This is a genomic window from Cytobacillus sp. FSL K6-0265, from assembly GCF_038003465.1.
Lineage (GTDB): Bacteria > Bacillota > Bacilli > Bacillales > Cytobacillaceae > Cytobacillus > Cytobacillus stercorigallinarum.
The window spans coordinates 3,016,940-3,036,684 of sequence record NZ_JBBOPE010000001.1 but is presented as its reverse complement, the minus strand read 5'-3'; the positions used below and the strand labels follow the sequence as shown (position 1 = coordinate 3,036,684).

The window sequence follows — 19,745 nt, the reverse complement described above, 5'->3', positions numbered from 1 at the left end:
CAAATAAGGAGTTGATTATGCTAGTATGGGTAATATGCCAATTATTTATGTAGTTTCTGATTCTGTTGGTGAAACGGCTGAGCTTGTCATAAAGGCGGCTGCAAGTCAGTTCAATAATGGGGATGTAAGAATTAAACGTTTTCCATATGTCGAGGAACAAGCTCATATTGATGAAGTAGTTGCTTTAGCCAAACTCGACAAAGGATTCATAGCATATACGTTAGTGAAGCCACATATACGTAATTATATGCTTGAAACAGCTAAAAAAGAAAATATATTCGCCTACGATATTATCGGACCGATAATGGATCAAATTCAAAATAACTATGGAAATGAACCATTATACGAACCGGGTGTTGTAAGAAAATTAGATGATGATTACTTCAAGAAGATTGAAGCAATTGAATTTGCAGTTAAATATGATGATGGTAGAGACCCGCGAGGAATTTTAAAGGCCGATATCGTTTTAATTGGGGTCTCTCGAACATCGAAAACACCATTATCACAATATTTAGCTCATAAAAGGTTAAAGGTGGCGAATGTGCCACTTGTACCAGAAGTCGACCCTCCTGAAGAGTTATTCCTTGTACCAAAAGAGAAGTGTTTTGGTTTGAAGATTAGCCCAGAAAAATTAAATCATATTAGAAGAGAAAGGCTTATATCTTTAGGACTTAGTGATAGCGCGAGTTATGCAAATATAGAAAGAATTAAAGATGAGATTTCATATTTTGATCGCATTGTAAATCAGATAGGTTGTTCAGTGATTGATGTAACGAACAAAGCGGTTGAAGAAACAGCAAATCTTGTACTAGATCATTATCGTAAAAATCTTTTAAAGGATTAGCACATAATGTAATTGATTATGTGCCTTTTCTTTGTAGAGAACCAGGTTAAAAGATACTTAATTGCCATTTACGCTGCTGAAACAGGAGAGCGTTAGTGGAAGCATTCTTATAAACATATGTCTGGAAATTATCTGTTTTATATATTATAATAAAAAATCGTGATAAAAAATGATAAAATAGGTTTAGACTTGACTTTTAACGAATAAACTATTTATTGGGAGAAGTCAAGGGAATTATATAAAAAAAATTCGACAATCCTTCCATTATAAAGAAATTTCTTTATAAGGAGGAAATACTGGAGTGATGTAGAATTATAAGAACATCAGATGAACCAACCATCTTAGTTGATGCTGATGCCTGTCCGGTAAAGCAGGAAATTGTCGAATTGGCACATGTTCATTCGGTTGCTTACAAATTCATAGCATCCTATGCACATATGAAAGCAGAGTATCGCTCAGATGAATGGACATTCGTTGATTCCAGTAAAGAAGCTGTCGATTTATATATCCAAAATTACTCCAAACGAGGAGATGTGGTAATTACCCAGGATATAGGTCTTGCTTCTACACTCCTTTTAAATGGGGTTCATGTTTTATCGCCTAGGGGTAATGTATATGAGGAAGGTCAAATCCATACTGCATTAGATATGCGATACCTTTCTGCAAAAGCACGACGTCAAGGCGTTTATGGAAAAGGACCTAAACCGTTTAAGGAAGAGGATCGACAGCGATTTAAGAATGAATTGACAAAAATATTGTCGAAAATTGAAGGATTTTAGCTTTTTTTCTAGAATACTTCTTTATGTAGTGGGGAGTTGTCGTTATGGCAGAACGTATTCCTGAAGAAAAGATTGATCAAATTCGAAATTCAGTTGATATTGTTGATGTCATTGGGGATTATGTGAATTTAACGAAGCAAGGCCGAAATTATTTTGGACTTTGCCCTTTTCATGGAGAGAATACACCATCATTTTCCGTATCTCCTGATAAGCAAATTTACCATTGCTTTGGTTGTCATGCAGGAGGAAACGCTTTTTCATTTTTAATGGACTTAGAAGGTTTTTCTTTTCAAGAAGCTGTTGTTAACTTAGCAAAACAAGCAAATATTCCTATTGATATTGACGTTTCTTCACAAGACAAAAATGTGAAACAATCACCTGAATTGCAGCAAATGTATGATGCGCATGAATTATTATGTAAATTTTACCATCATTTGCTAGTAAACACAAAGGATGGTCAAGAAGCGTTAGAATACCTACTAAAACGTGGATTTACAATGGAGTCAATTGAGAAGTATAAAATTGGCTACTCTTTAAATTCATGGGACTTTGTCTGTAAATTTTTGCAGAAAAGAAAATTTCCCTTGGATCTCATGGAAAGAGCAGGTCTATTAATCAAAAGGGAGAGAGATAGTAACTTTTTTGATCGCTTTCGCCATCGTATTATGTTCCCTATCCATAATGAAAAAGGGAATATTATCGCTTTTTCAGGCCGGTCATTGGGGGAAGAAGACCCGAAATATTTAAATAGTCCTGAAACGGTCATTTTTAATAAGAGCAAAACGGTCTTTAATTTTAATCGAGCAAAGAAGCACATTAAAAAAGAGCAAAGAGCTGTTCTTTTTGAGGGCTTTGCCGATGTCATTGCTGCTGATGGGGCAGGTGTCATTAATGGAATTGCTACGATGGGCACTTCCATTACAGAAGAACATGTCCAATTAATACGAAAAAGTACTGACCATGTGACGATTTGCTATGATGGGGATAAAGCAGGAATTCAAGCAGCTAATCGTGCCTTAGATATGCTTCAATCAGTCGGTTGTAATGTACGTATTGCTTGGCTTCCGGAAGAGCTTGACCCTGATGATTATATAAAGGAATATGGCGCAGAAAAGTTTAAAAATGAGGTCATTGAGGCTAGTCTTACTTATATGTCCTTTAAAATGAGATATTTAAGACTAGGAAAAAGGTTGAATGATGAAGGAGAACGGCTTCGTTATATAGAAGAAGTACTAACAGAAATAAGTCGTTTAACGAAAGCAGTAGAAAGAGACCATTATTTAAGACAAATCGCTAATGAATTTTCAATTTCATTAGATGCATTGCAACAGCAACAAAAACAAATATTTTATTCAATGCAAAAAAATACGAAAAATCAACCACAGTCATTACCGCCAGAACCGTTTTTATTACAACAAAAGTCAAATAGTGTATTAAGACCAGCTTTTCAAAATGCTGAACGTATGTTGTTAGCTCATATGATGAATAATCAAGATATGACATTAAAGGTTCAGGAAATGTTAGGTGGCAATGAATTTAATGTGGATGAGCACCAAGCGATTTATACTTATCTTCTAGCATATTATGAAAGTGGCCATGTGCCCGATACAAGTAATTTTATGCAATTTATTAAAGACAAAGAGTTGCGTCACATTGTAGCAGATATTGTAATGATGCCTATCAATGAAGATTTTACTGAAAAGGAATTATCTGATTATATTAAGCATGTGTTAAATCATCAAAAGATGATTAAAATAAAAGAAAAAATTCAAGATGAAAAAGAAGCAGAACGTCAAAAGGACTATACCAAAGCGGCATTAATTGCGATGGAGATTCTACAATTAAGAAAATCATTAGAAAAGTGATCATCTCTCATCGTGTTAATTATATTATAAGACTGCATAAGCAAAAGCAAATGATTACCATAATAACCATTTAAGTGTTATGCTGTCCCAGAGGTTTGTGATTTTTTGGAAGGAGGGGGACAAATGGCTGAAAAATCGGCCCGTTCGAAAGAGGTTGAAATTGAATTGACCCTAGAACAAGCAAAAGAGCAGATTTTAGAAACTGGAAAGAAGACAGGTGTTCTCGCCTATGATGATATAGCAGAAAGATTGTCTCATTATGAGTTGGATTCTCACCAAATGGATGAGTTCTATGAATTTCTTGGTGATCAAGGTGTGGAACTAGTTGGTGATAATGATGACGATGCAGATCCCAACGCGCAAGAATTAGCCAAAAATGAAGAAGAGTTTGATTTAAATGATTTAAGCGTACCTCCTGGAGTGAAAATTAACGACCCTGTAAGAATGTATTTAAAGGAAATTGGTCGTGTCGACCTACTTACCGCAGAAGAAGAGATTTCTCTTGCGAATAAGATTGAGCAAGGCGACGAAGAAGCGAAGCGCCGTTTAGCGGAGGCTAACTTACGTCTCGTTGTAAGTATTGCCAAGCGATATGTCGGTCGTGGCATGCTGTTTTTAGATTTGATTCAGGAAGGCAATATGGGTCTGATAAAAGCAGTAGAGAAATTTGACTATCGTAAAGGTTTTAAATTTAGTACTTATGCAACATGGTGGATACGTCAAGCCATTACAAGAGCGATTGCTGACCAAGCGAGAACCATCCGAATTCCGGTTCACATGGTTGAAACAATTAATAAGTTAATTCGCGTTCAACGCCAATTGCTACAAGACTTGGGACGTGAACCTTCTCCAGAAGAAATTGCTGAAGACATGGATTTAACACCAGATAAAGTACGTGAAATTTTAAAAATTGCTCAAGAGCCAGTCTCATTAGAAACGCCGATTGGTGAAGAGGATGATTCTCACCTTGGAGATTTCATTGAAGACCAAGATGCTACTTCTCCATCTGAGCATGCTGCTTACGAATTATTGAAAGAGCAGTTAGAAGATGTACTCGATACTTTAACAGACCGTGAAGAAAATGTCCTAAGGCTTCGCTTTGGGCTAGATGATGGAAGAACAAGGACGCTAGAAGAGGTTGGAAAGGTCTTTGGCGTCACTAGAGAAAGGATTCGTCAAATTGAAGCGAAAGCCCTTCGGAAATTAAGACATCCTAGCAGAAGTAAAAGACTGAAAGACTTTTTAGAATAGAACTCAACTCGAGATAGTTTACTCTTAATGGGTAAGCTATCTTTTTTTGAGTGCTAGATATTTACTTTAGTTCAGTAAGGTAATTCCTTTATTTGTATATGATACCATATATTAATAAATAAACAAATGTACGGTCATATCCATACTTATATTTACAGTTTATTTTACTGAATAGTTAATTATATTGCAAATCACTTTTTGTAAAAAATTCTTAAATTATTTATTTTTTAGATAATTATTATTATATTAAGAAATAAAACAAGATTTTCTTAAACCGATTTAATTTATTTCTAATGCTGAAATTATTATCGAAACATAACTATGCGCAATTTTAAATTTTTTAAATCTTGAGAATATTATAGAGGTAATTATATAATAGGAATTGAAAGCGTATTCAAAAGTCATAAGAAGGAGGATTTATATGAATTTTGATCTTACATCTGAACAAAAGATGATTTTTAAAACAATTAAAGAGTTCGCGATGGAAGAAGTGGAACCTGGTGCATTAGAAAGAGATCGAACAAAAGAATTTCCATTAGAAGTGTTTAAGAAATTAGCAGACTTGGGTATGATGGGTTTACCTTTTTCGGAAGAATATGGTGGTGGTGGAGCCGATACAATAAGTTTTGCCATCGTTACTGAAGAATTAAGTAAAGCATGCGCCTCAACAGGTATAACGTATTCTGCCCATATATCGTTGGGCGGCGCACCTCTCTCATTATTTGGTACAGAAGAACAAAAACATAAATATTTAACACCTATTTGTACCGGTGAAAGCCTTGGGGCATTTGGTTTAACTGAACCGAATGCTGGCTCAGATGCTGGTGGGACAAGAACAACAGCAGTAGAAGAGAACGGGGAATATATTATCAATGGGAATAAGTGCTATATAACAAATGCTAGTTATGCAAAACATTTAGCTTTAACAGCTATCACTAATATGAATGGTACGAATAAAGAAATCAGTGCCATTATTGTTCCTACCGATGTAAATGGGTTCACTGTATTGGATAATTATGAGAAGATGGGACTCAATGCATCCAATACGACTGAATTGATATTAGAAGACGTGCGCGTGCCGACTGAGCACTTGCTCGGTAAAAAAGGTGAAGGATTTAAGCAATTTTTAATCACTCTTGACGGAGGAAGAATTGGCATCGGTGCCATGGCAGTAGGAATTGCTCAAGCAGCATATGAGAAGGCGCTAAAGTATGCTAAAGAGCGTGAACAATTTAGTAGAAAGTTATCCCATTTTCAAGCTATTCAATTTAAACTAGCTGATATGGCAATGAAAATTGAATTGGCGAGAAATATGGTTTATAAAGCAGCTTGGCTGAAAGATCAAGGAAAACCATTTTCCAAAGAGGCAGCAATGTGTAAATTATATGCATCTGAGATTTGTATGGAAATCGCTGATCAGGCCGTTCAAATTCATGGTGGTTATGGCTATATGAAAGAATATCATGTCGAAAGATATATGCGTGATGGGAAGTTAACAGAAATTGGAGAAGGAACTTCAGAAATACAACGTATGGTTATTGCCAGACAGATTGGTTGTTAATTGGAGTATATTTTTTGTATGAATGGAAAATGCTATCTAAGAATAGTTAGAGTGCTTGGTCTTTGAGACTTTACGTGTATAAAATGACCTTCATCAGTAATCAAAACTATTTTTTAGATAGTTTTTCTTTTTAATCAAACAAGTTATACATAAAATATTTTAAGGAATGAAAAGGGGTAAAATGGTAAAAAAATAAATGACAGGAAGTAAACTTTTTTGCCAGTTTATTAAAATAATTTTGAATTGCTGATAACAAATTCGTTTTAGGGCTTTTCCAATAGCGTTTTTTACAGTAAAATAGAGATTGTTTGTATATACTTACTTAAATTGTGAAGTTCTTACATAAGGGAGGTTTAAACATTGAATCGTAATCCGTTAATACCGTTTGCTCTTATTGCTATCCTTGGGATTGGCGCAATGTTCCTTGTTTCATTTAAAGGATTAGGTGATCACAAAGAACTGACAAGTGAAGGGGACGAGGAAGCAACAGAAGAGGTAGCAGCGTCACCAGAGGAAATTTACCAACAATCCTGTATTGGCTGTCATGGTGACCAATATCAAGGTGGTGTAGGACCCGCACTATCGGGTGTTGGCGAGAAGCTTTCAGAAGAAGAAATCGTTGATGTATTAACAAATGGTAAAGGTGCAATGCCAGGGGGACTTGTCTCTGGTAAAGAGCAAGAAATGGCTGAATGGTTAATGACTTTGGAATAAGCGAGTAAGTCCTTTGCATATGCAAGGGACTTTTTTTATACTATAATCAGAACTTAATACATAGAAGTGGTGGAAAAAAGAATGAACACAAATCAATTATCTAATCGATTAAGAACAGTTGCTCAATATATCCCTAAAGGTTCGAAAATAGCCGATATTGGCTCGGATCATGCTTACCTACCTTGTTATGCTGTTAAACAAGGAATTGCACAAGCTGCGATTGCTGGCGAGGTTGTTGAAGGACCGTTTCAATCAGCGTTAGCACAAGTAAAAGCAGACAAATTAGAAGACAAAATCTCCGTGAGAAAAGGAAATGGACTTTCGGTTTTAGCGGACGATGAAGTGGATGTAATCACAATTGCCGGTATGGGTGGGACACTGATTGCGTCCATTTTGGAAGAAGGTTCTAATCACTTAGGTGGTGTAAAACGATTAATTCTCCAACCTAATATTAGTAGCATTTCTATTAGACTTTGGCTGCGTGAAAATGGCTGGGCATTAATAAATGAAGAAATAATCGAAGAAGATGGAAAAATTTATGAGATTTTAATCGCTGAGAAAGGCGATATCAATCAAGGATACGGTGATTTGGAAGAGGGACTTTTGTTAGGGCCGTATTTACTGCAGGAAAAATCCGCAATCTTTATAAAAAAATGGAAACATGAACGAACGAATTGGGAGAGAATAATTAGGCAAATTCAGGCAGCAAAATCATCAAATGAAAATAATGACAAAATCGTTGCTTTACAGAAGAAAATAGCTATTGTTGGAGGGGTACTATCTTGAAGAAAGCAAATGGACATGAAATCATTCAATTATTTGAACAGTTTTCACCAAAAGCGTATGCCATGGAAGGAGATCCTATTGGATTACAAATCGGTAGCTTGAACCAAAAAGTAAGCAAAGTGATGGTAGCACTTGATGTGTTAGAAGAAGTGGTTGATGAAGCAATTGACGAGGGTGTTAACTTAATTATTGCTCATCATCCACCGATTTTCCGTCCTTTGAAGAAATTAGACAGTGATACACCTGCAGGAAGAATCTATACAAAATTAATTAAGCATGATATCGCAGTTTATGCAGCTCATACGAATTTGGATGTCGCTAATGGTGGCGTAAATGATTTGTTAGCGGCTGCACTTCAATTGAAGAATACAGAAGTACTTGTACCAACATATGAAATACCTTTAATGAAACTTGCTGTTTATGTACCTGAAGAGAACGAGGAAGCAGTAAAGCAAGCTTTAGGTAATGCTGGTGCAGGTGCATTAGGAGATTATAGTTATTGCAGTTTTTCAAGTGCAGGAAATGGACAATTTCTGCCAAGCAAGGAAGCTAATCCGCATATTGGACAATCGGGGACACTTGAAAAGGTGAAAGAAAATAAAATTGAAGTAATATTCCCATCTAATATAGAGAAGAAAGTGATCAAAGCAATGCTAGCGGTTCATCCTTATGAAGAGGTGGCCTATGACCTTTATCCTTTAGCTAATCAAGGAGAAGTTCTTGGACTTGGTAGAATAGGTGATATTAAAGAAATGACCTTAGCACAGTTTGCCGAGCATGTGAAATCGGTGTTGGATGTGCCTAGCGTGCGTGTTGTGGGAGATTTACAATCAATTGTAAAAAAAGTAGCCGTTCTTGGTGGAGATGGCAATAAATATTATGCAAAAGCGAAGATGAAAGGTGCAGACGTTTACGTTACGGGAGATATGTATTATCATGTTGCGCATGATGCGATGCAAGCAGGTTTAAATATTATTGACCCTGGTCATAACGTCGAAAAAGTGATGAAATCAGGTGTTGCAGAATATATGAAGAAAAAATGTACTGAAAAAGGGTTAGAGGTGGAGTTTATTGCTTCTAAAGTACATACAGACCCCTTTACATTTGTATAATTGAAGATAGAAGAAGCCATCTCAAGATTGAGATGGCTTTTTGCTTACTTTTGTACAACTTTTGGCTTTTTTATCTTTGGAAGAATTTTAGATAAAGGTACTTTCTTTTCTGTAAGCCAAGTTGATTCTTCTTTTGGATCATACTGTTCAATAAAAGAAATCACTTCTTTTGTAATTGGCGTTGGTGTAGAGGCACCGGCTGTCACTGCAACCGTTTGAGCATCCTTAATCCAATCTAAATTAAGCTCGGAAATATCGCCAATACGATAGGCTTTCGTGCCAGCAATTTCTTCGGAAACTTGAGCAAGCCTGTTCGAGTTATTACTTTTCGGATCTCCAACAACAATAAGGACATCTGCAGCTCCTGCTTGCTCTGCAACTGCTTCTTGGCGAACTTGAGTAGCAAGACAAATTTCTTTATGAAATTCTGCTTGAGGATATTTTTCTTTGATTTCTTCCATAATATCGCCGACATCCCACTGGCTCATGGTTGTTTGGTTTGTAACGAGAATTTTTTCATTTGTTAGTGTTAACGCCAGAACATCGTCAATCGTTTCAACTAAGTGAACAATATCAGGTGCAACCCCAACAGCTCCTTCAGGTTCAGGATGTCCCTTTTTACCAATATAAATAATTTGATAATTTTCATCTTTCTTCTGACGAATCAAATCATGCGTGCTACTCACATCCGGGCATGTGGCATCTAAAGTTACTAACCCTTTTGCTTTAGCTTTTTCTCTTATCTTAGGTGATACACCATGTGCGGTAAAGATAACCGTCCCACTTTCGACTTGGTCTAAAATATCATCACGGTTTTTACCATCTAAAGTAATAATGCCTTCTTCTTCAAATGCATCAGTCACGTGTTTGTTATGGACAATCATGCCAAGGATATAAATCGGCCTCGGTAAGGTTTTATCGAGTGATGCGTTTTTAGCAATCACCATTGCATCTACTACACCATAGCAGTAGCCCCTTGGTGATATTTTGATGACGTTCATTGAATATCCTCCCTATATCTGAAACATATATTTTGTGTTATATAATTGTAAATAAAACAATGGATGAATGAAATGATCCATCTCTTCTAATCTATTATATAAGACATAAAGCAATAACACAAAAAGGAGAATTTATAGTTACGTAAGTGCGAATGAAAATAAGACATGAGGGTGATGGTAAAGATACCGCACGCATGTTGGTACTTAAACAATGTCTTCAATGCACATATTAAGGAAATGAGCGATTTAAGATAAAATAAAAACTCGCCAACACGGCGAGCGGTAAGCATGATTAAACATACAGTTTCGGTATAGACTGACCACTAGCTTTTGTAGGGGGTTGTTGAATTGGCTCGTCTTCTAAAGACTCCACTGTGACTGATTTCTCTTTTTTAGTTTTCACTGCTGAGGGAGAAGGTTGACTATCCTTTATCGGAGATAGTGAGCTAGATTCAATTTCTTCCTCTTTTTCTTCAGTTGTCGAATTCATATTCTTAAGGCCACGATAAAGCTTCCACATTGAAGGGATATTCTTGACCATCGGACCGTACTGTTGAACCATTGGAGCGATTTGCCCTGCAGTATTTAAGAATTTCTGTGTATTCGTTAAAAAGCCGCTGATATTTGTCGGGTTAGTTAACGTTTGAAGAATGCCTGCGCCGCCAGCGGCTCTAGATCCAGTTGCTGCATTAGTAGCAGTGTTTACAACTGCCTGACCACCAGAACCACCTCTTCCGCCAAGGATTTTAGATAATAGACCCCCACTTCTTGGTGATCCGTTGTTTCTCATCCCACCACTATTTCTTGGTTGATTTGGTCCATATGGAGTCATATTGGGTGGAAACGGTGGTCTACCTGAAAAGTTTTGCATCATTTGTGGTGTTTGATGTGGTGGAGGAAAGCCTGGTCTTTGCCCCCGATTTGGTCCCATTCTTGGATACATCACATCTCCTCCTTTCAAAAAGGGGATTTTACTTTCATTGTATGCAAAAAGAAGAAATGGGTTTATCTTTCATAAAAGGATAGGGAGGAATAACAAGTATAACTGGTTATTTACCTGGAATTTTATTATAATAATATGATGGAGTAAATGTTTGCGATTTTAAGTGATGATGAGTGCAAGTACTTATGATCATTTCATCATGATAATGAGGAGTTAAAAAAAATGAATGAAACAAGATTTGAAAGGTATGAGTTTAAACCTTTTATTATAGAAGCAGTAAAGAAGTTAGGGTTTTATGAACCAACAGATATACAAGAAAGATTAATACCGACTGTCTTAAGAGGAGAAAGTGCGATTGGTCAATCCCAGACAGGTACGGGTAAAACACATGCTTATATTCTGCCAATGGTAGAAAAGATTGAAACAAACAAAAAAGGTGTACAAGCAATTATCACTGCACCAACAAGAGAGCTAGCCAACCAAATTTATCAAGAGGTTTTAAAAATCACTAGTCATAGTGAAGAAGCTATCGCAGTTAAGCTCTTTATTGGAGGTACAGATAAACAAAGAACAATTGAAAAGCTTAAAACGCAGCCGCAAATAGTTGTTGGTACACCGGGAAGAATCAATGATTTAGTTAAAGAGCAGGCATTGTTGATTCATACAGCTTCATTGTTAGTGGTTGATGAGGCGGACTTAATGTTGGATATGGGCTTTTTAGAAGATGTTGATCAAATTGCTTCACATATGCAAGAGAAATTACAAATGCTTGTGTTTTCAGCTACCATCCCAGAGAAGCTTAAACCATTCCTGAAAAAATATATGGAAAACCCAAAATATGTTCATGTGGAGCCGAAGCAACCAACTGCAGCTAAGATCGAGCATCAACTATTACCTTCAAGACACCGCAACAAAGTAAATCTTGTGTTTGATGCTTTACAGTCTTTTAACCCGTATTTAGCCATCGTGTTTACGAATACGAAGAAAAAGGCAGACGAAGTCGCCGATGGTTTAATGGCTAAAGGATTGAAAGTCGGAAGAATTCATGGTGATTTGAATCCGCGAGAGCGAAAGAAAATGATGAAGCAAATTGTTGATCTTGAATTCCAATATATCGTAGCAACTGATTTAGCTGCTAGGGGTATTGATATTAAAGGAATTAGTCACGTAATTAACTATGAATTACCTTCAGACTTAGATTTTTATATTCATCGTGTAGGTAGAACAGCAAGAGCAGGCACTTCAGGTATTGCCTTAACGATTTATGATCCAACAGATGAAGATGCATTAAATAAATTAGAGAAAATGGGTGTTACTTTTACTCATATAGATTTTGTTAAAGGTAATTGGGTAACGCTCGACGATCGTAATAAAAGGAAAAAGAGACAACGTCAAACAGATGAGATTGATAAAAAAGCTAGTTCACTTGTACAAAAACCGAAAAAAGTGAAACCGGGATACAAGAGAAAGCGCAAATGGGAAATGGAAAAGATAAAGAAGAGAGAAAGAAGGATCAAAAGAAAATAAAAGAGAGAGGGATAATATATGTTGAAAATTGGATCCCATGTTTCGATGAGCGGAAAAAAAATGTTACTAGCAGCCAGTGAAGAAGCAGCGTCTTACGGTGCGAATACATTTATGATTTACACTGGTGCTCCCCAAAACACGAGACGAAAGAAAATAGAAGATTTAAATATAGAAGCAGGCCTAGCACATATGAAGGAAAATGGCATAAGTGATATTGTTGTTCATGCCCCTTATATTATTAATATAGGGAATACAACAAACCCAGCTACTTTCGAGTTAGGTGTGAATTTTCTACGTTCTGAAATCGATCGTACAGAAGCGCTTGGGGCAAAACAAATTGTCTTGCATCCTGGTGCACATGTCGGCGCAGGGGCAGAAACCGGTATTGCAAGAATCATTGAAGGCTTAAATGAAGTACTAAATGGCGATGAAAATGTGCAAATCGCGCTTGAAACAATGGCTGGAAAAGGGTCAGAATGTGGAAGGAATTTTGAAGAACTAGCGAAAATAATTGATGGTGTGACTCATAATGAACATTTATCTGTTTGTTTTGATACATGTCATACTCATGATGCTGGATATGATATTGTTAATGACTTTGATGGCGTATTAAATGACTTTGATAAAATCATTGGTATCGATCGATTAAAGGTACTTCATATTAATGATAGTAAAAACATTCAGGGAGCTAGAAAAGACCGTCATGAAAATATTGGGTTTGGTCATATCGGTTTTAAGGCCATAAACAATATTGTTCATCATCCACAACTTATGTCCATACCGAAAATTTTAGAAACACCTTATGTTGGCGAGGACAAGAAAAATAAGAAACCACCCTATCAATTTGAAATAAATATGTTACGTAAAGAAGAATTTAATGAAAATCTATTAGAAGATATTTTAGCACAATAAAAAAGCATGGAGGAGGTATCCTCGATGCTTCTTCTGTGCCCTTCCAATCGTCTGTAAAGCGCAGGTGCAGGTGTCAATCGTATTTGTAATAGAATTAAGAATTAGTAAACATAAGAAATATTTGGTTGACTGACTTCGCGGTGTCTACACCTGCAATATTGGCAATTTCTTTGACAAGTTTCTTCCGCTCATTTTCATTAAAGATATTCACCTTTTTACCGCGAAGATATTGGGCGATTTGCTCCGCTTCTGAGCGGCTAACTGAGATATTAAATTGTTTTCCATACTTCAATAATTCATCTGCGGTAATGTGATTGACTTTGTGATTAATGATGTTCTCAAAGATTTTCATGTGCATCACTCCTCATTAAACTGTATGCACCTCTTGAGAATAATTTGCCTATTTTTCTACAAAAATTGATGAAACAAGCCTCTTTTCACGCCTTTACAAGCCTAGGAACTTCATGTATACTACTCTTTGTACTAAATCGTAATGATTCTTAAATCGAAGGTGAATAAGATGGAAACACGGCAAGAGCCAGTGATAAAAATAGAGGATGTTTCCTTTAGATATGAAAAGAATAATGTATTAGAGCAGGTAAATTTAACCGTAAATGAAGGGGACTTCTTAGCTATTGTTGGTCCAAATGGTTCTGGAAAATCCACACTTCTCAAGTTAATATTGAATTTATTAAAATTACAAAACGGGAAAATCACCCTTTTTGGTGAAGAAATGAATCAGTTTAAGGACAGGCAAAAAATTGGCTTTGTCTCGCAAAAGGCAAATTCATTTAATACAGGTTTTCCGGCAACAGTATTTGAAGTTGTTGCTAGTGGGTTAACAAAAAAACTTGGATTATTTAAATGGATGAAAAAGGAAGATAAGCGTCATGTTATAGATGCTATAGATGCTGTTGGATTACGTGAATATGAAATGAGTAATGTGGGGGAATTATCTGGTGGTCAGCAACAACGGGTGTTTATTGCAAGGGCGCTAGTTAGTGAACCTAAATTACTTATATTAGATGAACCGACCGTTGGTGTAGATGCTCAACATGTGCAATCTTTTTATCATATGCTTGAAGATCTGAATAAAAACCGCGGCATTACGCTTTTACTTGTTACCCATGATATAGGGACGATTTCTGACCGAGTAACACATGTTGCATGTATGAATAAAACACTTCATTTCCATGGGAAAACGGAGGAATTTGAGCGTCTTGATAAAGCTGAAATGTCGACATTTTATGGACATGATGTTCATATCTTATCCCATGATCATCACCACCATCATCATGAAGGGGTGAGAGGATGATTGCTGCTATTTTTGAATATGAGTTTTTACAAAATGCTTTTTTAACTGGTATGATTATTGGTGTTATTGCTCCTTTACTTGGGGTATATATTGTTGTGAGGCGCTTATCACTGATAGCAGATGCACTTAGTCATGTAACGTTAGCAGGGATTGCAGCAAGTTTATTACTTGAAAAGAAACTTACCGGTTTTATCGGAGTCAATCCTGTTTATATGGGGATGGCATTTTCCGTTACAGGTTCGATTTTTATTGAAAAATTAAGGTCTGTGTACAAGCATTATCAGGAGCTTGCCATTCCTATTATTCTTTCTGGGGGAACCGGTCTTAGTGTAATATTTATTTCACTAGCGGATGGCTTTAATTCAGATTTGTTTGGTTACCTGTTTGGTAGCGTTAGCGCAGTAAGTAGGGAAGATTTATGGCTTATTATCATTATTTCGGTAATTATTATAGCAATTATTGTTTCTTTATATAAAGAACTATTCTTATTATCTTTTGATGAGGAGCATGCCCAAGCATCTGGTATTCCAGTAAAAATAGTTCATTTTATTTTTATTGTTATGGTGGCACTTGTTATTGCTTCATCTATGCGCATCGTTGGAATTCTCCTCGTCTCCGCTTTAATGACTTTACCAGTTGCTGCGAGTATGCGGATTGCTAAAGGTTTTAAGCAAACGATTTTATTGTCAGTTATCTTTGGAGAAGTGTCAGTACTTGGCGGTTTATTTTTAGCATTTTACTTAGATCTTGCCCCTGGAGGAACCATTGTAATCATTGCTGTGTTAATATTGTTAGTAACGATACTTTTAAAGAAAGTAAAGACATCTAGACCAGCTAAAGTATAATTGCAAAAAAAGGGTGAATCAGTCATGAATGTGAGTGGAGCATTGGAGCTGTTAAAAAATCGAGGCTATAAGCATACAGGCAAGAGAGAAGAAATGCTTGCACTATTTGCAGATAGTAATAAGTACTTAACAGCAAGAGAAGTCTTAGAGGAAATGAAACCAAATTATCCGGGGTTGAGCTTTGATACCATTTATCGTAATTTATCTTTGTTTGTGAACTTAGATATTCTTGAGATGACCGAGTTATCTGGTGAAAAACATTTTCGGTTTACTTGTTCTCATGAAAATCATCATCATCATTTTATCTGTCTGGATTGTGGAAAAACGAAAGAAATTGATACTTGTCCGATGAATACTTTGGCAGAAAACTTAAAAGGATACGATGTTTCCGGGCATAAATTTGAAATTTACGGGAAATGCCCAGAATGTTGTTAACTGTAAAAACCCCTCTATGATGAGGGGTTTTTTATGTGAAAATATTACACTGATACTTTTAACCAATTCTCTACCCATATGGCTGCTTCCTTCCAGCTTGTCACCCGTTTTACGCCGTCTGGAGTCGGTAAGCGGTTATATGGTGTATCGAACAATATGACGGGGATTTGACACGCCTCATGAATCATCACAGCATTATCATGTTTATCCTCGAAGAATAAGTCAATATGATGTTGTTTAGCCGCTGAGACTTTATCATGCGAGCCAATAAGTTCAATATGATCAAAAGAAATGTCATTCTGTGTAAACCAGTTTTCAGTTACGTTCATCAAATGAGTGGAGCGCGCACTAATAAAAAATAGTTCATGCTCTTCTTTCCATTTTGTTAAGACTGATTTTGCGTTAGGTACAATGGTTGACTGGCGATAAATTTCCGGTTCATTTTCTTTAAACCATTGATCGAATGCTTGACGTTCTATATCTACAAGCGGATATAAGTCATATTGTTTAATGTCTTCTAAAGTAAGTTGTAGCCCAAATGCTTTGTTCATAAAAGGAATCATTGCCGCTGGACTCGTGACAGTTCCATCTATATCAATTCCGAATCGTTTTTTCATTTCATTGCTCTCCTTTAAAACTTGAACAGATAGCCGTTCACTTCATTTTATCTTTACTTCCTAATTTTAGCGGAAACTTTTCATTATATAAACCATAAAAGCCTTTTTGTTACTAGAAAATCTTAACACAAGTAAAAGTGTAACGCTTGCTTATAATAATAAATGCTCCACCACAGAAAAAGTGGATACCATTAAAGCGAGGGATCATGATGGCAGATCAGATGCGTAAAAATGATGAAGATCAGCTTCGTCGTGACAAAGTTGACGAGAACCAGTATGAAGTCTCAAGCGATTATTCAGAAGAAACTGCAGCCGAAATTGCTGCTCCTGTAACTTATGATGAGGACAGGGGAAGGGATATTGATGATAGAAAAGGAACGCGTAGTGGTGGCCGAGGAGTAGGTATTACTGCTTTAGTATTATCAATCCTTTCACTATTCATTATGCCGATATTTCTTGGAGCTGCAGGGATCGTACTTGGTATTATTGCAAATAGCAAAGGAGCTAGAGGATTTGGCACTTGGGCGATTGGTATTGGTATTGTATCGCTCTTAGTAGGAATTTTTATTATGCCATTCTTTTAAATAAAGAAACGACAAACGCCTAGGAATATCCCTAGGCGTTTATTATTTAAACTGTTTCTTTGGTGTTTTCTTCTTCTTCTTTTTGTTTGGCAAAATACTCTTCAGCTATTTTATCAATTTCAATCTTTAATTCATCGACCATTGTATCTTCGGGTACTTTGCGAACAATTTTCCCTTTGCGGAATAATAAACCTTCACCTCGTGCTCCAGCAATTCCAATGTCAGCTTCTCTTGCTTCACCTGGGCCATTAACGGCACAGCCTAAAACAGCGACTTTGATTGGGGCTTTAATTGTTGAAATATATTCTTCCACTTCGTTCGCGATACTAATTAAGTCAATTTCGATACGCCCACAAGTCGGACAAGAAATGAGTGTCGCAGCATTCGATGATAAACCATATACTTTTAACAATTCTCTAGCCACTTTTACTTCTTCAACAGGATCAGCACTTAATGAAATTCTTAACGTATTTCCGATCCCTTTATGAAGAATTGCGCCTAAGCCAGCTGCACTTTTTACTGTACCAGCAAATAATGTACCTGATTCCGTAATCCCTAAGTGTAGTGGATAATCAAACGCTTGTGCTGCTTTCTCATATGCTTCTATCGCTAAATTGACATCTGATGCTTTCATGGAGACGATAATATCATGGAAGTCTAGGTCTTCAAGAATTTTAATATGGTGAAGTGCACTTTCAACCATTCCATCAGCTGTAGGGTAGCCGTACTTTTCTAAAATCCGTTTTTCTAATGAACCGGCATTTACACCTATACGAATAGGAATTCCTTTCGCTTTAGCCGCTTTTACGACTGCTTCCACCTTTTCGCGTTTTCCGATATTACCTGGATTAATTCGAATCTTGTCAGCTCCACCTTCAATGGCTTTTAAAGCTAACTTATAATCAAAATGGATATCGACAACAAGTGGAATATTAATTTGTTTTTTTATATCAGCAATCGCATTAGCTGCCCTTTCATCTGGACAAGCTACGCGAACAACTTGGCATCCTGCTTCTTCTAAACGTTTAATTTGCGCAACAGTTGCTTCAACATCATGTGTTTTCGTTGTAGTCATACTTTGAATAAATAATTCATTACTTCCGCCAATCGTTAGTGGTCCCACTTTTACCGGACGAGTTTTCGTACGATGTATCATTTCACTCAATGGAGATTCGCTCCTTTATATATAAAAAATATATTTGAACTTCTCAAAGTAAGCTCTTATCATCAACTATTGTATCAATGAAGTGATTGAATTGACAAGAAATAGATGCTAAGCAATTAGTTTTCATTATTATATGAAGGAAATTTATAGGTATAACCGTATTGAATTTCTTCAGGTTTTAATCCATTATTTAATGTACTGAAATCTTCAGCGATAACATTAATTGGAAGATTTTCGATGTTCATATTTTGTTGTTCAATAATGGATAGTACGGTATCGCCTCGAGTCACTTCTTTTTCGAAATAAGCAAGACCTACCTCTTGTTCTCCTTTTTCTAAATTTGTTACCTCTGTAGCCACGGGTGCAATCCGTTTAGGGAGAGTTCCTTTAGAAAGATCGACGTATACAGCAAATGAAATGATAATAATTAAGATGAAGGTTGAAATTCTTCTCATATTTACAAGCTCCCGTCATTATTGAATAATCATTATCATACATATGCATGTCCACATCTTATTAGAACAGATATGTACATAAAAAAACTGTAGACGTTATATGCGTCTACAGTAAGATTCCACTATTATTCAGATATTTCCTTTTTTTGATGAGGTATTTCTTTGATAGCTAACATGAGAATAATGATGGATATTAACCAGTTAATAAGTGCTCCATTTGGTACAACGGTTTGTAGTGTGTCCATGATAATAAAGAAGACTGTTGATAATGTGATACTATAGGCTGCCATTCGCCACATATAGCGATAAGGAAGGGTCTTTTGCACAATTCTCACAATCATTATACCGAGTAAGGCAATAATGGATATTTCTATTAAACGCGTTGCTACAGAAAATAAGTACAGTACAATAGCAACGATACTAATAAATATGATTAACCAAGAATCGGCTTTTTGTATTAATTCAATAACGGCTGATTTATCAATATTGACATCACCAAGCATGCTATAGCTATAGGACTGTTGATTGTTTCCGCTAATGAACACCATTTCGTCTTGTAGAATGGCAATGGTGTCATTTGTTTGCAATAGTTCATCTTTCTTTACAATATTATTAGAGTCAAAAATAATGGTCACACCATCATTCTCAACAGTAATCGGTGCCGTTTCATTTGCTTGTAATGTCCCATTCGCAATCTCAAATTCAGGTAGATCATCCGTTATGGTTGCTTCCATTGATTGTACACCATTAAAGACGGATGTACTGAGAAAAAATATAGTGGGGATAATGGATAGAAAAGTGAGAAAAAAAACATAACCTATTGTCTTTCCTATTCCTTGTTCACGAAAGTTTGCAATGTCTTTTGGTGAATAAATACTTCTTATAAATTGTTTTAGGATATTCAAAAATTTTCCACGTCCTTATTTTTTTCATTATATGCTATTCATTTTACCGACAATACTTTCGTCATACAAGAATAATAAGTTTTTTGAATAATTAACCCTTTGTCATCTAATTGTAACAAAGGAGGGTAA

General features: G+C 36.1%; 21 protein-coding genes. 14 read left to right on the top strand and 7 right to left on the bottom strand.

Annotation, left to right across the window (positions count from 1 at the left end):
• Nucleotides 1-25 precede the first annotated feature (25 nt).
• The 8 genes from MHH73_RS15345 (at nt 26) to MHH73_RS15310 (ending at nt 8,912) form a co-directional block, all read left to right on the top strand.
• Nucleotides 26-844 (top strand): pyruvate, water dikinase regulatory protein, encoded by an 819-nt coding sequence (locus MHH73_RS15345; protein WP_095372534.1) that lies wholly within the window; start codon nt 26-28, stop codon nt 842-844.
• 314 nt (nt 845-1,158) lie between these two features.
• Nucleotides 1,159-1,623: a YaiI/YqxD family protein gene (locus MHH73_RS15340; protein WP_191811342.1), complete on the top strand. Its 465-nt coding sequence runs from the start codon at nt 1,159-1,161 to the stop codon at nt 1,621-1,623.
• Nucleotides 1,624-1,667: 44 nt separating this feature from the next.
• Nucleotides 1,668-3,488: a DNA primase gene (gene dnaG / locus MHH73_RS15335; RefSeq protein WP_341067893.1), complete on the top strand. Its 1,821-nt coding sequence runs from the start codon at nt 1,668-1,670 to the stop codon at nt 3,486-3,488.
• Between the two features lie 123 nt (nt 3,489-3,611).
• On the top strand, nt 3,612-4,739 hold the full coding sequence (gene rpoD, locus MHH73_RS15330) for an RNA polymerase sigma factor RpoD (RefSeq protein ID WP_191810443.1): 1,128 nt from the start codon (nt 3,612-3,614) through the stop codon (nt 4,737-4,739).
• A 421-nt stretch (nt 4,740-5,160) separates the two neighbouring features.
• The gene (locus MHH73_RS15325) at nt 5,161-6,300 is read left to right on the top strand and encodes an acyl-CoA dehydrogenase family protein (protein ID WP_191810445.1); all 1,140 of its coding nucleotides are present in this window, start codon (nt 5,161-5,163) and stop codon (nt 6,298-6,300) included.
• A gap of 360 nt (nt 6,301-6,660) precedes the next feature.
• Entirely contained in the window at nt 6,661-7,014 is a 354-nt protein-coding gene (gene cccA, locus MHH73_RS15320) for a cytochrome c550 (RefSeq protein WP_191810447.1), read from the top strand.
• Nucleotides 7,015-7,095: 81 nt separating this feature from the next.
• The gene (locus MHH73_RS15315; protein WP_191810449.1) at nt 7,096-7,800 is read left to right on the top strand and encodes a tRNA (adenine(22)-N(1))-methyltransferase; all 705 of its coding nucleotides are present in this window, start codon (nt 7,096-7,098) and stop codon (nt 7,798-7,800) included.
• A complete protein-coding gene (locus MHH73_RS15310; protein WP_191810452.1) occupies nt 7,797-8,912 on the top strand; it encodes a Nif3-like dinuclear metal center hexameric protein in 1,116 nt (371 codons plus the stop codon). The genes MHH73_RS15315 and MHH73_RS15310 overlap by 4 nt, the downstream gene beginning before the upstream one ends.
• Before the next feature lie 44 nt (nt 8,913-8,956).
• On the opposite strand, the gene MHH73_RS15305 is transcribed toward MHH73_RS15310, so the two are convergent.
• Together MHH73_RS15305 and MHH73_RS15300 are read right to left on the bottom strand one after the other, a co-directional pair.
• Nucleotides 8,957-9,913, bottom strand: coding sequence for a 4-hydroxy-3-methylbut-2-enyl diphosphate reductase (locus tag MHH73_RS15305; protein ID WP_191810454.1), 957 nt, complete (start codon nt 9,911-9,913; stop codon nt 8,957-8,959).
• A 292-nt stretch (nt 9,914-10,205) separates the two neighbouring features.
• On the bottom strand, nt 10,206-10,856 hold the full coding sequence (locus tag MHH73_RS15300) for a YqfQ family protein (RefSeq protein ID WP_225230377.1): 651 nt from the start codon (nt 10,854-10,856) through the stop codon (nt 10,206-10,208).
• A 222-nt stretch (nt 10,857-11,078) separates the two neighbouring features.
• Between MHH73_RS15300 and MHH73_RS15295 the strand changes: the two genes are divergently transcribed.
• Together MHH73_RS15295 and MHH73_RS15290 are read left to right on the top strand one after the other, a co-directional pair.
• Complete coding sequence (locus MHH73_RS15295; protein WP_191810456.1) at nt 11,079-12,383, top strand: DEAD/DEAH box helicase; 1,305 nt, start codon at nt 11,079-11,081, stop codon at nt 12,381-12,383.
• Between the two features lie 18 nt (nt 12,384-12,401).
• Nucleotides 12,402-13,295: a deoxyribonuclease IV gene (locus tag MHH73_RS15290; RefSeq protein ID WP_191810458.1), complete on the top strand. Its 894-nt coding sequence runs from the start codon at nt 12,402-12,404 to the stop codon at nt 13,293-13,295.
• 94 nt (nt 13,296-13,389) lie between these two features.
• Here MHH73_RS15290 and MHH73_RS15285 read toward each other — a convergent pair whose 3' ends face one another.
• A complete protein-coding gene (locus tag MHH73_RS15285; protein WP_095372545.1) occupies nt 13,390-13,647 on the bottom strand; it encodes a DUF2624 domain-containing protein in 258 nt (85 codons plus the stop codon).
• Between the two features lie 168 nt (nt 13,648-13,815).
• Between MHH73_RS15285 and MHH73_RS15280 the strand changes: the two genes are divergently transcribed.
• From MHH73_RS15280 to MHH73_RS15270, 3 genes are read left to right on the top strand one after another with little or no spacing between them, the layout of a single operon-like run.
• Nucleotides 13,816-14,610: a metal ABC transporter ATP-binding protein gene (locus MHH73_RS15280; protein WP_191810460.1), complete on the top strand. Its 795-nt coding sequence runs from the start codon at nt 13,816-13,818 to the stop codon at nt 14,608-14,610.
• Nucleotides 14,607-15,455 carry a metal ABC transporter permease gene (locus MHH73_RS15275; protein WP_191810462.1) on the top strand — a complete coding sequence of 283 codons (849 nt, stop codon included), beginning with the start codon at nt 14,607-14,609 and terminating at the stop codon, nt 15,453-15,455. Before MHH73_RS15280 ends, MHH73_RS15275 begins: the two co-directional genes overlap by 4 nt.
• Nucleotides 15,456-15,479: 24 nt before the next feature.
• Nucleotides 15,480-15,890 carry a Fur family transcriptional regulator gene (locus tag MHH73_RS15270; RefSeq protein ID WP_191810464.1) on the top strand — a complete coding sequence of 137 codons (411 nt, stop codon included), beginning with the start codon at nt 15,480-15,482 and terminating at the stop codon, nt 15,888-15,890.
• A 44-nt stretch (nt 15,891-15,934) separates the two neighbouring features.
• On the opposite strand, the gene MHH73_RS15265 is transcribed toward MHH73_RS15270, so the two are convergent.
• Nucleotides 15,935-16,507 carry a 5' nucleotidase, NT5C type gene (locus tag MHH73_RS15265; protein ID WP_191810466.1) on the bottom strand — a complete coding sequence of 191 codons (573 nt, stop codon included), beginning with the start codon at nt 16,505-16,507 and terminating at the stop codon, nt 15,935-15,937.
• A gap of 209 nt (nt 16,508-16,716) precedes the next feature.
• Here MHH73_RS15265 and MHH73_RS15260 point away from each other — a divergent pair, with 209 nt between their 5' ends.
• Complete coding sequence (locus tag MHH73_RS15260) at nt 16,717-17,091, top strand: DUF308 domain-containing protein (RefSeq protein WP_191810468.1); 375 nt, start codon at nt 16,717-16,719, stop codon at nt 17,089-17,091.
• A gap of 46 nt (nt 17,092-17,137) precedes the next feature.
• Here the strand turns inward: MHH73_RS15260 and ispG are convergent, their stop codons facing one another.
• The 3 genes from ispG to MHH73_RS15245 all read right to left on the bottom strand — a co-directional run bounded on the left by ispG (nt 17,138) and on the right by MHH73_RS15245 (nt 19,616).
• The gene (gene ispG / locus MHH73_RS15255; protein ID WP_191811346.1) at nt 17,138-18,247 is read right to left on the bottom strand and encodes a flavodoxin-dependent (E)-4-hydroxy-3-methylbut-2-enyl-diphosphate synthase; all 1,110 of its coding nucleotides are present in this window, start codon (nt 18,245-18,247) and stop codon (nt 17,138-17,140) included.
• A gap of 125 nt (nt 18,248-18,372) precedes the next feature.
• Nucleotides 18,373-18,711, bottom strand: a complete 339-nt coding sequence (locus MHH73_RS15250; protein ID WP_191810470.1) for a hypothetical protein — start codon at nt 18,709-18,711, stop codon at nt 18,373-18,375.
• A 125-nt stretch (nt 18,712-18,836) separates the two neighbouring features.
• The gene (locus MHH73_RS15245) at nt 18,837-19,616 is read right to left on the bottom strand and encodes a DUF1189 domain-containing protein (protein ID WP_341067879.1); all 780 of its coding nucleotides are present in this window, start codon (nt 19,614-19,616) and stop codon (nt 18,837-18,839) included.
• Nucleotides 19,617-19,745: the final 129 nt, after the last annotated feature.

Excerpts from the sequence above, each read along its gene's own strand:
- MHH73_RS15345 (WP_095372534.1), top strand. The coding sequence starts at position 26 with ATGGGTAATATGCCAATTATTTATGTAGTTTCTGATTCTGTTGGTGAA.
- MHH73_RS15270 (WP_191810464.1), top strand. The coding sequence starts at position 15,480 with ATGAATGTGAGTGGAGCATTGGAGCTGTTAAAAAATCGAGGCTATAAG.
- MHH73_RS15300 (WP_225230377.1), bottom strand. The coding sequence starts at position 10,856 with ATGTATCCAAGAATGGGACCAAATCGGGGGCAAAGACCAGGCTTTCCT.
- MHH73_RS15305 (WP_191810454.1), bottom strand. The coding sequence starts at position 9,913 with ATGAACGTCATCAAAATATCACCAAGGGGCTACTGCTATGGTGTAGTA.
- MHH73_RS15280 (WP_191810460.1), top strand. The coding sequence starts at position 13,816 with ATGGAAACACGGCAAGAGCCAGTGATAAAAATAGAGGATGTTTCCTTT.
- MHH73_RS15315 (WP_191810449.1), top strand. The coding sequence starts at position 7,096 with ATGAACACAAATCAATTATCTAATCGATTAAGAACAGTTGCTCAATAT.
- MHH73_RS15325 (WP_191810445.1), top strand. The coding sequence starts at position 5,161 with ATGAATTTTGATCTTACATCTGAACAAAAGATGATTTTTAAAACAATT.
- ispG (WP_191811346.1), bottom strand. The coding sequence starts at position 18,247 with ATGATACATCGTACGAAAACTCGTCCGGTAAAAGTGGGACCACTAACG.
- MHH73_RS15260 (WP_191810468.1), top strand. The coding sequence starts at position 16,717 with ATGGCAGATCAGATGCGTAAAAATGATGAAGATCAGCTTCGTCGTGAC.
- MHH73_RS15275 (WP_191810462.1), top strand. The coding sequence starts at position 14,607 with ATGATTGCTGCTATTTTTGAATATGAGTTTTTACAAAATGCTTTTTTA.
- rpoD (WP_191810443.1), top strand. The coding sequence starts at position 3,612 with ATGGCTGAAAAATCGGCCCGTTCGAAAGAGGTTGAAATTGAATTGACC.
- MHH73_RS15290 (WP_191810458.1), top strand. The coding sequence starts at position 12,402 with ATGTTGAAAATTGGATCCCATGTTTCGATGAGCGGAAAAAAAATGTTA.
- dnaG (WP_341067893.1), top strand. The coding sequence starts at position 1,668 with ATGGCAGAACGTATTCCTGAAGAAAAGATTGATCAAATTCGAAATTCA.
- MHH73_RS15285 (WP_095372545.1), bottom strand. The coding sequence starts at position 13,647 with ATGAAAATCTTTGAGAACATCATTAATCACAAAGTCAATCACATTACC.
- MHH73_RS15250 (WP_191810470.1), bottom strand. The coding sequence starts at position 18,711 with ATGAGAAGAATTTCAACCTTCATCTTAATTATTATCATTTCATTTGCT.
- MHH73_RS15295 (WP_191810456.1), top strand. The coding sequence starts at position 11,079 with ATGAATGAAACAAGATTTGAAAGGTATGAGTTTAAACCTTTTATTATA.
- MHH73_RS15265 (WP_191810466.1), bottom strand. The coding sequence starts at position 16,507 with ATGAAAAAACGATTCGGAATTGATATAGATGGAACTGTCACGAGTCCA.